We start from the raw sequence: 13129 nt of genomic DNA on the forward strand, positions 1-13129 counted from the left end.
AAACTTTATGAATTCTTAATGGTTTTTCGACTGTTTTTGTTATACAATGAATCAGTCACCTACAATTATAGGTAAAAAGCACTAGGATTTTGTACCTAGTTTCAGTATATCATAGATCGCAACACTTTGGAGGGAACCCGATCGATGAATATGATTATCCTTGATGATCACCCGCTTGTTCGCAAAGGCATATGTACCATTGTTTCATCTGGTCAATTCATGAATATTGTTGGGGAAGCAGCGAATACGAAGGAGGCTCTACGGCTTCTGGATCAGACAAACCCCGATCTTGTGCTCGTAGATTTGAATTTAGGAAATGAGAACGGAATCGATTTTATTCAAGAGGCACGCAGGGCAGGACATGCTTGTAAATATATAATCTTAACTTCATCCATCACTCAAAGTGAGCTTCATCTCGCACAGTCCATGCAGATTGATGGCGTCTGTTTAAAGGAAGCGTTTCCAGAAGACTTGTTGTACGGCATCGAAGTTGTAGCTCGTGGTCGTAAGTACTACGATCCGGTGTTAATGGGGTCCATCATGGACCATAAGTCAGGCAGAGAAAAGCAGGAACTGTCCGAGCTGACGCCCAAAGAACTTGAAGTATTAATGTCGCTTGGCAAAGGCCGCTCAAACAAAGAGATTGCAAACGCCCTCTACATCACAGAGTTTACTGTCAAAAAGCATGTGAGCCAGGTTCTAGCCAAGTTAGAACTAGCCGATCGGACGCAAGCCGCCTTATACGCTTTGTCCAAAGGGTTGGTTCAATTCGAAATGCAGCGTTAACCGCCTACACATAAGAAAGATCCGTCGGGATTAGGATAACCCGCCGGATCTTTTTTGGCTTTACAGGTCAAGAGGCTCTGCAATTTGATGCATCGGCAGTAAGGAGAAGACCGCATAACCCTTCACATCTTTGATGTGTACAGGACCCAGCGAGGGATCACGGCTATCCTTACTTTCACCCAGGTTCCGATTGTCTCCGACCACGAATAGATGGCCGCTTGGAATCGTCTGTACGTCCATATTCTCTGACTTGCCGGCTGTATACAGCTCAGGCAGCGGTGTTTCGTTGACGTAGATAACGCCATCCCGAATGAATACGCGATCGCCTTGAACGGCAATGACACGTTTAATAATGCTGAATTCTAACCGTTCATCCTTGATAACAACCACGTCGCCGTACTTTGGTGTTTTAAAAAATAGCGATACTTTATTCATTAGCAAAATATTACCGCTTTCCAGCGTCGGATTCATGGAATTACCAGAGACCCTCGTGAGCCCTATCATGTTATTAATCAATATAAAGGCTAGTGAGAGTAGTAAAATGAATCGAACCCAGCCCCAGAATTCACTTTTTTGCTTAGTCTCTACTGACTTCTTACGTTCCAAAACCCCATCTGTCATGATGCTTTCCCACCCTCACTAGCTCTAACGCTAAATTATGATTGATTGTACGTGACATGACTTACACTCGCATCTGCTTGCTGCCCATATACATCCGAAATGACCGTCGGCGGTGGCGCCGCCGGTGGCAACTCAGGCGTAGTCACTGGTGGTACTGCAGGTGGCATCACAGGTAGCGTCACTGGTGGTAACACGGGTGCGCTAGCTGGCGGTGGCACCAAAATTACAGGCGGACTCTGTGTGAACACCATAGCTGGTGGTACATAACTAGCCGCTAAGGTGTCCATGGCACCCTTGGCGCTGTCGAGAATGGCCTGCAACTTATTCAAAATTTGTATGCGATCCTGCTCAGTTTTCACATCGGTGGCGGCAAGCAGACTTTGTGCATGCTGCTCAAGTGCCTGCAGATGAAGTTGTTTCTGCGTATCTGTGAAAGATTCAAGGCTTCTAGTGGATGCTTCAAGTCGAAGCTGCAATTCTTTCTTTAACATTTCCTTCTGCGCATCCGTCTCTGATTTCATGGATTGATCCAGCCCTTGGATGACTTGCTCTGTTTTCTTGTTGAACCAAGAAGCCATAGCGCCGGCAATATCCATATCCGCATAGGAAATTCCGGCGGATGCCGTGAGAACGACAGTTAAAGAAACAATTCCGGCTGCGACAATTCGCTTGGACTTCATCTTACGTTTCTTCTCATTTCTCTTCATCATGTTCATTCCTCCCTTATCTCAAAGTAAGCGTAAGGCCCCGAAGCCGGGGCCAGTCCGCTTAAGGCATTTTATTATTTCAAACCGTTAAGTACGATGTTCTCGAGAGCTGTTTTACCGGAAGCTTCAAGAGCGTCGCCTTTGTTCGTGATTGTTTGAATGTTAGCTGCTTCCAGATCATCAGCAAGCTTCTGAAGTTCTGCTAATTTAGCTGCAATTTTTGATGTTAAGTTGTCTTTAATTTCTTGGGTTGCTGCCGTTCTTTCTTGGCTAAGCAAGTTGTTCAGTTCCGTTTTTGTCGTTTCAATTTTCGTTGTCAATGTCGCTGCCGCTTGCGTTTGCGTTGTTGCAACATTGCTTTCCAGAGCACTTACAGACTTCTTACCTTGCTCGTTTACATCGTGGATGATGTCTAATTTACCAGCAAAACCAAGACCATCAATAACGCCATTGTTAAAGTTATTGGCATCATTTACGAGTTTGTCGTACTCACCAGGCATACCAGCTGCAATAGTTCCTTTTTTCGTGTCAATGGCATTGGAGTACGTCGTTACTTGACCGTTGATAGCACCTTGCGTTTGCGTTGTTTCTGTTGTACCCGCTGTTTTCACATCATTAACAGCACCATTGTTGATCGCTTTGTAATCCGCAACCAACTTGTCGTTATTGGAAGCAACGAAGCTTGCTACATCTCCAGCTACTAAAGCTTTGGTTACTTTCGTTGCGCTGTTATACCAGCTTTGAAGCTGACCGCCAGCGTCTGTTGCTGCAAAAGCTGTACCCATACCTGCTACTAATCCTGTTGCGATAACCCCAACTGCTAATTTACTTTTCAATGCTTTCATCGTTCATCAATCTCCCTTGTTATCATTTTATTTGGTGAACCATAATTCAAATGACTGACTACTTCCCCGGCGTTAACGTTAATTCCTGAAGCACTTGGACGGCCAACTGATCTACTTCAAGGTTAAACTTCTCGCTCGAAGCATGGACATACTTGTCGAACTGAGCGGGCCCTTCCGCCTTCGTCAGTTCTTCCGCTTTGCTCTCTATCTGACTGACGTAGTCTCGGTTAGCAGCCTCTACGCGATTCTTCGCTTGCTGACTCTTGACATCCTGAACCTGTTTCAGGTTGGCGATTCTACCTGAGAGCAACTCATCCGCCGATGCTTTCATGTCCTGCTTGCTTTCGTTCAAACCACGAATAGCTTTGCTATTCACTTCATTCTTGCCCAGCTGAAAATTTGCTTTGTACCAGCTTTGCAGCGGGACACTCGCATCGGAGTAGGCATATGCCGTACCCATGATGAGGAAAGTCGAGAGGCTCAATGAACCGATCATCACTTTGCGTTTTAAACGGATCATCTCGCTGCCCTGCCTCCTTCTTGTTCTGCACCTGCTTACAAACTTATTGTAGCTCAGCATACAGTTTGCGCCTTCCCACACAAGGGTAATTTATTATTGCTACCTTAGAGGGGGATGAATGGTATACTTTCGTACCAGATCGACTAGAACCATCATTTACAAGAATCCAGCGCAACGATACAATTCATCTATAATCGATCTATCATTCATCCGCTATGGGGGTCTTATCTTGAACTTATTAGAAGTGAACTATCTCGCTGTGCTTGTCGCTACAGTGGTCACTATGGTACTCGGTTTTCTGTGGTATTCACCTGTTTTATTCGGTCATGCATGGGCCAAGCAGCGTAATGTGAAAATGAAAGAGATGTCCGGAGGAGGTCCGCTCACCTACATCCTTACCGCATTAACGGCTCTTGGCGGCTCCTTTATTCTTGCTCTTCTATTGACCATGGGCGGTGAGACCACCTGGGCAACAGGGCTCGCGGTCGGCGCGTTGATCGGCCTGAGTATCTCTCTAAAAATCGGCATGAACTACCTATTCGAAAATGCCAAGCTACCGCTGTACTTCATCACAGTCGGCTACCACCTGGTTGCCTACCTCATTGGCGGCATCATCATTGGCGCTTGGCAGGGCTAGGAAAACATCACAAAGAGCTGTCCCAAAAAGATCTTGCTTGCAAGATTTTGGGATAGCTCTTTTTTGCTTTTATCCGTGATTCAATCACACCCAACCTGTGTAATAAGGTAAGTCCCCAAGCCAGATCGCGAACTCCTGCATATACTGGAGCAGGACCCTTTGGGAACACAAGCCTCCAGCTGACTGGGCAGCTGGACTATAACCTATGTACGGTGGTATCTATGATGAAAAAACAATTTATAGCTGCAAAATATGACCTGCTCCATGTTCTTGGGCTAGCTTCCGAGGAAGACATCTACAACGCCCAATATAATGGGCTGTCACTCGCCGATATCGCTGAAGCGAATAAGGTCGATGTCCAAAAAGTAATTGATCTTCAGCTCGCAGAGCTCATTGAACAGCTCGATGAGCGCCTGTCCAGCGGCAGTATCACGCCTGAGCAGTACTACGCTCAGCAAGCCGAGCTGCCCGAAATCATTATGAGAAGCGTCTATGCATTATAAAATGTGGGTAAATACCCACAATTCGCGCTAGCAGCTTGGCAAGCAACTCCGCGCGGGTTGAGAGAGGCTGTCTCGAAAGTAGAATCTTCTACTTTTGGGATAGCCTTTTTTTATTTGAGCGTATTAGGGAATGTTGCGATTATAAGTTGTGCAAGCGATGGGGAACTACAGGCCGTTATTTGAACGAAATCATCCATTTTCGTGGTTCAGCGGAACTACAAGGTGTTATTTACCCTCAACAGCATACATGTTGGCTGAAATGGCTGAAAAGCGGACCACAGTTCCCTCCATCTCGCCGATGTGCCCCAGATCTGACGAATAGCGGATCATAGTTCCCACCACGTTCCTCCCTCCCACCTAAACCGGTCTGGCCCGTTAATACTGTAGAATTCCAATGTTAAACAGTCCTTCTCTTAGGCTTGTTTAACACAGTCCATAAAGGCTGCGCCGGCTGCAAATGTACATCACCAATGGTAGCCAACTAGTTAAACTGCCACGAATCCCACCAATAGCAGCTCATCCTTCAGCTCCCCAAGTAACCACTGTTCTGTTACGGACTCAGAAGCCGTTATTCTGCCAAATCCGGCTGGATTCGAGGTGCTATCGGACTGAGGGGGCGTTAGTTATGGATTTTGTCGCTGTTTTAGGCAATTCCATGGCCAATAGCGTCTCTTGAGTCCGTTAATGCTAGTCCTCTCCCAAAAGCAGCAAATATTGTCATCTCTGTCCGTTACCAGACAGCGAGTCGAGGAGCTCCCTCCACTCCACATTTACATATTTTCTCCACTTGTTGCAAAACCCTTTCTGTGTCACTATCAAAGAAAAGCATGTCTAGGATTGGAAAGGATTCCGTTTATGAATTTTCAACAGCTTATTCCCCTCGTCCCGCTCATCGAGCAGATCGAGACTTGCAGCTCCCCCCTTACGCTTGGATGTCCTGCTGGCATGTACCAGCTTATTATTGTTCGTCGCGGCCATATAACGCTGCATCAGAATAACCAGGAACCACTGGTTTGTTCGCAAGCTTATGCTTGCCATCCCGAGTATGGTCCCTACGCCATCCAGGTCCCCAAAACCAAAACTGCCGAATACATCGTCATCACCTACCGGATGATACCTGACGGTTATCCATGGTCCCTGCACGGCCCTCTCACTACTTTAAGTGAAATCAAAATCCACTATATGTTGGACGAGTTGCTCCGAACGGCGGAGGACATCCATCCACTATCGGATGAGGAAATAGCCGCCCAAACGATTCGAAAGCGCATGATGCTAGAGCGCATTCTTTTCATTTATCTATATGAATCCCATTTAACTCAGGACAAGAAGTCATCAAGCGAATCCATCGAGGAGATTCTTTCCTATATGAATGAGCACTACATGCTGGAGCTTTCCCTTCCGATGCTGGCTAGACGAGCAGGCATGAGTGTTGGCTATTTTACGGTTCTATTCAAAAAACAAACCGGGGTGACGATGATGAATTACTTGTACACCTTACGTATTGAGAAAGCAAAGCAAATGTTTCTTCACACCGATTTACTTGCCAAAGAAGTGGCAGGGCGTGTCGGATTCATCGACTATTTCCATTTCAGCAAAGTATTCAAGAAGAAGACCGGCACCTCCCCGTCGGAATTTGTCGCTAACCAAGATTAATCTAATAATTAGACATGCTGATTATACAAATCAGACATGTCCTTACGCGGAAATTGAGCGTATTATTTCAAATGAGAATAATAATCATTGTCATGGGGGAGTCAACAAATGAAACACTATTTTACTCGCTTTAGCCTGATCGCACTGATCACCGTGTTTGCACTAAGCCTAGCAGCTTGCGGCAAATCGACGAATACCGAATCAGCAGCAGCAACTACTACGCCTGCCGCAGCAAGTCAGAAGCCTGCCGCTCAAGCGGACGGTAAAATCACCGTGCAAGATGCTACAGGAACATTTGAACTACCTAAGAAACCAGAACGCATCGTTGCTATGGAATTCGGATTCACTGACATCCTTGTCACACTTGGCGTACAGCCAGTTGGTGTTGCCGATGATGACAGCCCGGATCTTTTGATGGACTCTGTCAAAGCCCAACTCAAATCCTACAAGTCCGTAGGTTCCCGTTACGAGCCGAACATTGAACTGATTTCCTCACTGAAACCTGATCTGATCATTGCAGACATCAACAAGCATAAGAATGCTATCGCCCAGCTAAAAGGCATTGCACCAGTTCTCGTATTGGACGATTTCCAAGCCGACTACAACCAAATGCTGAAAAACGTTGGCATCATCGCCAAAGCCGTTGGTAAGGAAGAGGAAGGCAAGAAACGTCTGGCAGAGCACCAAGCTAAAGTAGATACGGTGAAAAAGAAACTAACCGCTACCAATCTTCGTGTACTTCCAGCTGTTGTGAATCCCAAAGGATTCTTCGCGCACTCAGATCACGCTTACAGCGGTTCTTTCCTAGCCATGCTTGGTTACACAGATCCAGTAAAAAATGCTGCTGCCTATCCGCAAATTACACTTGAGCAGCTCGTGGAAGCAAACCCGCAAGTCCTGTTCCTGATGCCAACTGAGAAAGAAACGATTGTTAAACAATGGGAAACAAACCCGCTTTGGCAGAAGATTGACGCTGTAGCTAATAAGAAAGTATATACGGTAGAGCGTCGTGACTGGTCTCTATCACGCGGATTCCTTGGATCCGAGAAAATTCTTGATGATGTAATGAAGAATCTGGGGCAATAGTCCAATGAAGCCTATAACTGAGAAGCAGAGCCAGAAATGGCCTCTGCTCTTCCTATTTTCTGCCACTGTTCTCGTGATGCTGATCGGCGTGATTTGCAACTTGAAGTGGGGCCAAGCCTATGTCTCTTGGCGCACCTTGTTCGAAGCGGTAACTTATCAGGGCAGCGATAAAGCCCATCTGTATATCCAAACGCTTCGTCTACCACGCGCTATCATGGCGTGTATCGTTGGCATGCAGCTCGCTTTGGCCGGCATGTTGACCCAGATCACAACCAAAAACCCACTGGCATCCCCGCATATATTCGGGATTAATGCCGGTGCGGCGTTAGCCGTTGTGATCGGGCTGGTCGCTTTGCCTCATTTCGGAAACTTCGGACTCATCGGCTTTGCCTTTGTTGGGGCTGCCCTAAGCGCACTGCTGATCTGGTCTTTAGCAGGCGCAGGACGCCAGCAGTATGTGCGTCTGGCGTTAGCCGGAATCACGATCCACTTCCTCATGTCTTCTTTGACGGAAGGTTTCATTATTATGAATCAGCATGCCACGGACAGCATGATTTTCTGGCTGGTCGGCTCCCTGAATCTGGCAGGCTGGTCGGATGTTCGAATCATTTTGCCTTTCTTCATAGGCGGGATGGTGTTATTCACCCTCATGCTGCCAGCGTTCAAGCTGCTGTTGCTTGATGACGACATTGCGGCAGGCCTAGGCCAGCGCGTAAACATCGTGCGCGGCGTCAGTATCGTACTTGTTCTCATACTCGCCGGCTCTGCCGTAGCCCTATGCGGCCCGATCGGCTTCATTTGTTTGCTTGTCCCGCACATCGCTCGCGCTTTGATTGGGCCGAACTTGCCTATTCTAGGGCCAATGACCGCCCTGCTCGGCGGAATCTTGCTCGTCTATGCCGACTTTCTCAGCCGGTTCATCGCTTTCCCCTTCGAATCACCGGTGGGCATCGTGACCGCCGTGATTGGCGCGCCATATTTCATTTACTTGGCCCGCAAGCAAGGAGGTGCGAAGTGAGAAGATTCACACACACCTCTGCCCTCTCTCTGATAGTGGCTCTGATTATCATGATTGTATTAACAGCCCTTTATGTCCATGTAGGCGCTGTGCGTATTCCTTTTGGCGAGGTATGGTCCGGCTTAACAGATGCACAAAGCCAGTCTTACTTCATCGTGCATCAAGTCCGCTTACCCCGCGTTCTAGTCGCGATACTAGCGGGCTTCGGATTAGCCGTGGGCGGCGTCATTCTGCAAGGCCTAGTGCGAAATCCGCTTGCCAGCCCAGACGTCGTGGGAATTACGAAAGGGGCCGGCTTCATGGCGGCTGCCGTGATCTTTCTGTTCCCCAAATCGCCAAGCTACGTCTTGCCGATTGCCGCTTTCGCCGGCGCCTTCCTGGCGTTCCTGCTCCTGCTGCTGCTCAGCCGCCGGTTAACACTTAGCCCATCCACGTTAGCCTTGGTGGGCGTAGCGATTGGTACTGTGTTCCAAGCAGGCACACAGTACTTGATTGTCAGGCACCCCAGCGATATCAACATGGCGCTGCTCTGGCTCTCAGGCAGCTTATGGAGCCGCAGCTGGCACGATGTCTACACCCTGCTGCCGTGGATCGCAGTGCTCCTGCCCATCGTGTGGGCGAACTTCGCCAAGCTGAATGTGTTTCTGCTTGGCGACGACATCACCGCCTCGCTGGGCCTCAACATCGTGAAGCAGCGTTTCCTGCTGCTGCTGCTTGCCGTTGCTTTGGCCGGCATCTCCGTGTCGGCCGTGGGCGCGATCGGCTTCATCGGCCTGATCGCCCCGCACATCGCGCGCAGCCTCGTCGGCAGCCGGCACCAGTGGCTGATCCCGCTGGCGGCTGTCATCGGGGCGGATTTGATGCTGCTCGGCGACCTCCTCGGCCGCATCATCATCCTCCCGCGCGAAGTGCCTGTGGGAATCATGACCGCCGTGATCGGCGCGCCGTATTTTATTTACCTGCTGCGCAAGGAACGTCTGCGCAACCAAGGATAAACGACTTCGTCGTCCTTTTAGGACGAGCGCGTTTGTCAAGGTAGAGCGAAGCTAAAGTAAAAAACTTATACTTTCTTATCTACAAATAAAGGGGCTCTCCCAGAAGGTCAGGCAAGGCCATTCTGGGAAGCCCCTTAGCTTTTAATTCATACTCCGCAGTCGTTCCGCAATCACTCGCATCATACTGCGCAAGACGTCGATGTTCTGGAAGCAGAAGGTCATTACCTGATCCCGATGGAGCTGCAGCAGCAAGGTTGGTTCCTTCGCCGTGCAGTCAGCCGAACGAGGTCCGCTGTCAATAATGGCCATCTCGCCGAAGAAATCCCCTTCCCGAAGGACGGCGTACTCTTCACTGCCTCGATGCACACGAATGCTGCCTGCGATAATGCCATACATGGTATCTCCGAAGTCGCCTGTGCGGCATATCGCTTCTCCCGCTTCATAGGCCACCTCATCCACCATTTGGGCTAACCAAAGGAAATCATCCTGCGCCAAATGCTGGAACAATTCAATCTTCTGCAGAACCAAGATTCGCCGCAACAGCGCCTCATCGCGTGTCAGCTCTTGAACCGCCGGCTTAGCCGCAACTGAATGTTCTTGCGTTGCCGCAGCGACTTCAGCCCGCATAAGCTTAGCATCTGAGGAAGAATCCGCCGCGGGTACCCGCGCTAGCTCAGTCCTCAGTCTGCGAGAAAGCAGCTTCATCATTTCTACGGCAATGCTCGTCTGATCGAAAATCATATCGTAGAAGGCAGTTGAATCCAGCCGCCAAAGTTGAACATCCTCTTCGGCCCGAATCGTCGCGGTACGCGGACCCTGGCTGAGCAGTGCCATCTCGCCGAAACAATCGCCCTGCTTCAGATCACCTAGCCGCTGCTCACCTCGATAAACGCCCGCTTTGCCCCTTTCCATAATCATCAGAGAATCGCCTGAATCCCCTTCCTGGATCATAACGCTTCCTTGCCCAAAACTCAGCTTGTCTAAACGCTGGGCTATGTGCGAAAGATCCCGGCTTGTCATCCCTTTGAAAAGCGTCACATGCCGCAACAACTGAACGCGGTCCATCAAATCATAATCCTGTGTAGTAGAGTTATCCACAGCAGAGGTTTCTGCGAGAAACTTTATGTTTTGCGTCAGCCAGGCATCCTGCCCGCTTGCAAGCCAGTCAAGATGCTCTTGGAAAGTGCCATTGCCAACGTTACTACGCACCAGACTGCGCGATGCCGCCATGAACTTAGCCATCTCCGTGCGTAGGGCGCCCTGCAGGGTTTGATCCATAACTTCTTCCGCATTCGCCTGCTGGCGCGAATCTCCTTCTGACCAATCGATGAACACAGCCTTCATCGTCTGCTCCTCATAGATGAAGGACAATAACTGGAAGATACGCTTGCTTATCGCCTCTCGAATTTCCTTTATCAATGCTTCGATGCCTTGATACCCCTCTTCGCCGATGACACGAGCACCGTGCTCAGCGAACTGTTCGTACAACTGCAATTCTAGGAAAATATAGGATTCCACTCTCTTACTATTCACCTGAGGTAATCTCCGATGCATACGAAGTAGCGTTTCCAGCATGCGATCCCGCATCTCGTACTGAGCTTCCTCATAAGAATTAAACAAGAGATCGAAGGCGGACTGCGTCCCGATTTGTTCAAGTACGGCAGGCATATATAGCCCCACATCCTGCCGCTCCAAATACGGTGCCAACTGCGGCAGCACATCCTCCTCATCATAGGCTGCTAGGGCCTTAGTGGCGTATCGCCGGGTTTGGCTATCTTTTAACATGGTAATGATCGGTACAATTAATGGCGACACATGAAGAATAGCGGCCGATTCCAACGCGCGGATTCTGACCTGAGGACTACGATCTTGCATAAGTGAAATAAGCGGCTTATAAAAGGTTTTCACGCGAATTTGCCCGAATAAAGCAGCCATCGCTATGCGTTCTTCTTCTTTCCCGCTTTCCATCATGGCTTTCAGCTTGCCTACCGCCCGGAACATGCCCTCGATGCTGTAATATTTCACTAGACCCGCAATCGCTGCAGCCTGCACTTCCACTTCGGGAGCCTCCAGCTGCGCCGTAATTTCATCCAGATAGGCTTCATTGGCATAAGCAGCAAGTGCCAGCAAAGCCTTCGCTCTTACCTGATCATGGGACTCCGCCGTTAACGCCAGCTCATGCAAGGTGGGCTGCAGGCCTTCGGGCATCATTTGCTCCACATAAGATAAGACTTCTATCCGCATGTCTGGCATCGGGTGATGGAGCAAGTCAGCCAGATGAGGCGTTAAGTCGAAGCCCTCCATTTTACGCAAAAGACCAAAAGCATATAAAGCTTGCTGCTTGTCCGGGCTGGACAGCGCATCGATTAACATCTTCCGGCTCACCGCATCCATCAGATTCAGCTCGACCTTTTGCACATCGTCTCCTCCTGTTTTCAGGTTGGAGAGAAGGGTGTGCAGGTACGCTTTTTTTACCTTAATCCCTGCTAGAATGCCTACAACAAGAAGCGCGAGAACGATGTAACTGAGCTGCTCAGGAGCAAGCAGACGCGAAACGATCAGTAAGCAGATGGCTGCTAACCCTTTTGCCCCGTTGCGCACGATCCCGTCCAGGAAGCTTTTGGCCTTGCCTCGCCATTCCGGCGGAACAGGAAACATCACCAATTGGCTGACCGAAGAGTAGAGCGTGTCCCCGACAACCTTATCGCTTCCCTTCACGACAACTGCCATTGCGAGCACCGGGAGCGCTAGAATCCCCAAGCTGCCTGCTAACAGGGTTATGGGGAAAATGAGCAACGCCGTCATGACCCCATAACGCGTCAAAATGCGTCCCGAAACAAATAATTGAAAGCCTAATGCAATTAAACCAGAGAACCCATAGAAACTCCCCATGAATCCTGCAAGAGCCTCGTTCTGCAAGGTTCCTCTTAGGATAACTTTAAATTGATAGTCGATTAAAGTCAGGGATAGGACAAGCGCTGCCGATAGAATCGCGACATATTTCAGATGCGGCACACTCGCAAAAAGACCAGACTTCCGCTGCACGTTTGGCTTCGGCAATACGGTTCTAGGCTGTGCCGTCTTGCTTTCGACCGAATCTTTTGCGGCCTTACTAATTAAATATACAGCAGCAAACCCAAGCAGTTGCAAGCCTGCATAGAAGTAAATTAGATTCGCTGTACCTACGAGCGGAACGAGCGCTTTTAACCCAAAACCGCTGAGAATGCCGCCTGTAATCCCCCCGCTACCAACGATCCCAATCATTTGCTTCGCTTTCCGTTGGTCCATCACAGATGTGGCGAACTGCCAGAAACAGACGATCATTAGGAAATTGAACACATCATAGCCGATGTAGATGACCGGGAACACCCAGCGCAGCTCCAGGCCAACGCCAAATCTGGACACCAGAACGAGCATGGAAATCAGCGGAATCAAGCACTTCATAAGGCTTTCCAACCGCACCCTCGGTGAGAATCGTTGAAAAAGGACGCCAGCCGTAATCATGACAATGGCTTGAGGCAAGTACATGATTGATAAGTAGGAGTTATCGAACCGACTTAGAAATAACGTATCCGCCGCCGTCCTTCCAATCGTCGAAGCTGATACGACACAGAACAGATAGCCGAATAGAAGGAAAACTTTTCTATACTCCTTGGTATCTCCCGCAAACTTATGTAGTAAGGTTTGATACAATTTATTTGATAGCTTACTGCTCATGATACACCTCATGTATGGGGACGTTTTTCAATTCACATATA

The 13129-nt window shown here is 49.0% G+C and carries 12 protein-coding genes; 7 read left to right on the forward strand and 5 right to left on the reverse strand.

Features of this window, described 5'->3' with window-relative positions:
* Positions 1-144 precede the first annotated feature (144 nt).
* Positions 145-786 (forward strand): response regulator, encoded by a 642-nt coding sequence (locus tag AC58VC_RS29745; RefSeq protein ID WP_497374203.1) that lies wholly within the window; start codon positions 145-147, stop codon positions 784-786.
* A gap of 60 nt (positions 787-846) precedes the next feature.
* On the opposite strand, the gene lepB is transcribed toward AC58VC_RS29745, so the two are convergent.
* The 4 genes from lepB to AC58VC_RS29765 all read right to left on the reverse strand — a co-directional run bounded on the left by lepB (position 847) and on the right by AC58VC_RS29765 (position 3479).
* Entirely contained in the window at positions 847-1407 is a 561-nt protein-coding gene (gene lepB / locus AC58VC_RS29750; RefSeq protein ID WP_497374205.1) for a signal peptidase I, read from the reverse strand.
* A 35-nt stretch (positions 1408-1442) separates the two neighbouring features.
* Positions 1443-2117: a hypothetical protein gene (locus tag AC58VC_RS29755; protein WP_497374207.1), complete on the reverse strand. Its 675-nt coding sequence runs from the start codon at positions 2115-2117 to the stop codon at positions 1443-1445.
* 71 nt (positions 2118-2188) lie between these two features.
* Positions 2189-2959, reverse strand: a complete 771-nt coding sequence (locus tag AC58VC_RS29760) for a hypothetical protein (RefSeq protein ID WP_497374209.1) — start codon at positions 2957-2959, stop codon at positions 2189-2191.
* Positions 2960-3017: 58 nt separating this feature from the next.
* A complete protein-coding gene (locus tag AC58VC_RS29765) occupies positions 3018-3479 on the reverse strand; it encodes a hypothetical protein (protein WP_497374211.1) in 462 nt (153 codons plus the stop codon).
* A gap of 118 nt (positions 3480-3597) precedes the next feature.
* Here AC58VC_RS29765 and AC58VC_RS29770 point away from each other — a divergent pair, with 118 nt between their 5' ends.
* From AC58VC_RS29770 to AC58VC_RS29795, 6 genes are all read left to right on the forward strand, one after another.
* Complete coding sequence (locus tag AC58VC_RS29770; protein ID WP_497374213.1) at positions 3598-4116, forward strand: DUF1761 domain-containing protein; 519 nt, start codon at positions 3598-3600, stop codon at positions 4114-4116.
* A 224-nt stretch (positions 4117-4340) separates the two neighbouring features.
* Positions 4341-4619, forward strand: coding sequence for a hypothetical protein (locus AC58VC_RS29775; RefSeq protein ID WP_497374215.1), 279 nt, complete (start codon positions 4341-4343; stop codon positions 4617-4619).
* An 855-nt stretch (positions 4620-5474) separates the two neighbouring features.
* The gene (locus tag AC58VC_RS29780) at positions 5475-6272 is read left to right on the forward strand and encodes an AraC family transcriptional regulator (protein WP_497374217.1); all 798 of its coding nucleotides are present in this window, start codon (positions 5475-5477) and stop codon (positions 6270-6272) included.
* A gap of 108 nt (positions 6273-6380) precedes the next feature.
* On the forward strand, positions 6381-7358 hold the full coding sequence (locus AC58VC_RS29785) for an ABC transporter substrate-binding protein (RefSeq protein ID WP_497374219.1): 978 nt from the start codon (positions 6381-6383) through the stop codon (positions 7356-7358).
* 4 nt (positions 7359-7362) lie between these two features.
* On the forward strand, positions 7363-8376 hold the full coding sequence (locus AC58VC_RS29790) for a FecCD family ABC transporter permease (RefSeq protein ID WP_497374221.1): 1014 nt from the start codon (positions 7363-7365) through the stop codon (positions 8374-8376).
* Between the two features lie 50 nt (positions 8377-8426).
* Complete coding sequence (locus tag AC58VC_RS29795) at positions 8427-9371, forward strand: FecCD family ABC transporter permease (protein WP_497374334.1); 945 nt, start codon at positions 8427-8429, stop codon at positions 9369-9371.
* Positions 9372-9512: 141 nt separating this feature from the next.
* On the opposite strand, the gene AC58VC_RS29800 is transcribed toward AC58VC_RS29795, so the two are convergent.
* Entirely contained in the window at positions 9513-13088 is a 3576-nt protein-coding gene (locus AC58VC_RS29800; protein WP_497374223.1) for an Npt1/Npt2 family nucleotide transporter, read from the reverse strand.
* Positions 13089-13129: the final 41 nt, after the last annotated feature.

Source organism: Paenibacillus sp. J22R67 (genome assembly GCF_059692175.1).

What these genes read in the sequence shown, in the direction of transcription:
- AC58VC_RS29790 (WP_497374221.1), top strand. Translation starts at nt 7,363, where the DNA reads ATGAAGCCTATAACTGAGAAGCAGAGCCAGAAATGGCCTCTGCTCTTC.
- AC58VC_RS29745 (WP_497374203.1), top strand. Translation starts at nt 145, where the DNA reads ATGAATATGATTATCCTTGATGATCACCCGCTTGTTCGCAAAGGCATA.
- AC58VC_RS29775 (WP_497374215.1), top strand. Translation starts at nt 4,341, where the DNA reads ATGAAAAAACAATTTATAGCTGCAAAATATGACCTGCTCCATGTTCTT.
- AC58VC_RS29755 (WP_497374207.1), bottom strand. Translation starts at nt 2,117, where the DNA reads ATGATGAAGAGAAATGAGAAGAAACGTAAGATGAAGTCCAAGCGAATT.
- AC58VC_RS29800 (WP_497374223.1), bottom strand. Translation starts at nt 13,088, where the DNA reads ATGAGCAGTAAGCTATCAAATAAATTGTATCAAACCTTACTACATAAG.
- lepB (WP_497374205.1), bottom strand. Translation starts at nt 1,407, where the DNA reads ATGACAGATGGGGTTTTGGAACGTAAGAAGTCAGTAGAGACTAAGCAA.
- AC58VC_RS29780 (WP_497374217.1), top strand. Translation starts at nt 5,475, where the DNA reads ATGAATTTTCAACAGCTTATTCCCCTCGTCCCGCTCATCGAGCAGATC.
- AC58VC_RS29765 (WP_497374211.1), bottom strand. Translation starts at nt 3,479, where the DNA reads ATGATCCGTTTAAAACGCAAAGTGATGATCGGTTCATTGAGCCTCTCG.
- AC58VC_RS29785 (WP_497374219.1), top strand. Translation starts at nt 6,381, where the DNA reads ATGAAACACTATTTTACTCGCTTTAGCCTGATCGCACTGATCACCGTG.
- AC58VC_RS29760 (WP_497374209.1), bottom strand. Translation starts at nt 2,959, where the DNA reads ATGAAAGCATTGAAAAGTAAATTAGCAGTTGGGGTTATCGCAACAGGA.
- AC58VC_RS29795 (WP_497374334.1), top strand. Translation starts at nt 8,427, where the DNA reads ATGATTGTATTAACAGCCCTTTATGTCCATGTAGGCGCTGTGCGTATT.
- AC58VC_RS29770 (WP_497374213.1), top strand. Translation starts at nt 3,598, where the DNA reads ATGGTATACTTTCGTACCAGATCGACTAGAACCATCATTTACAAGAAT.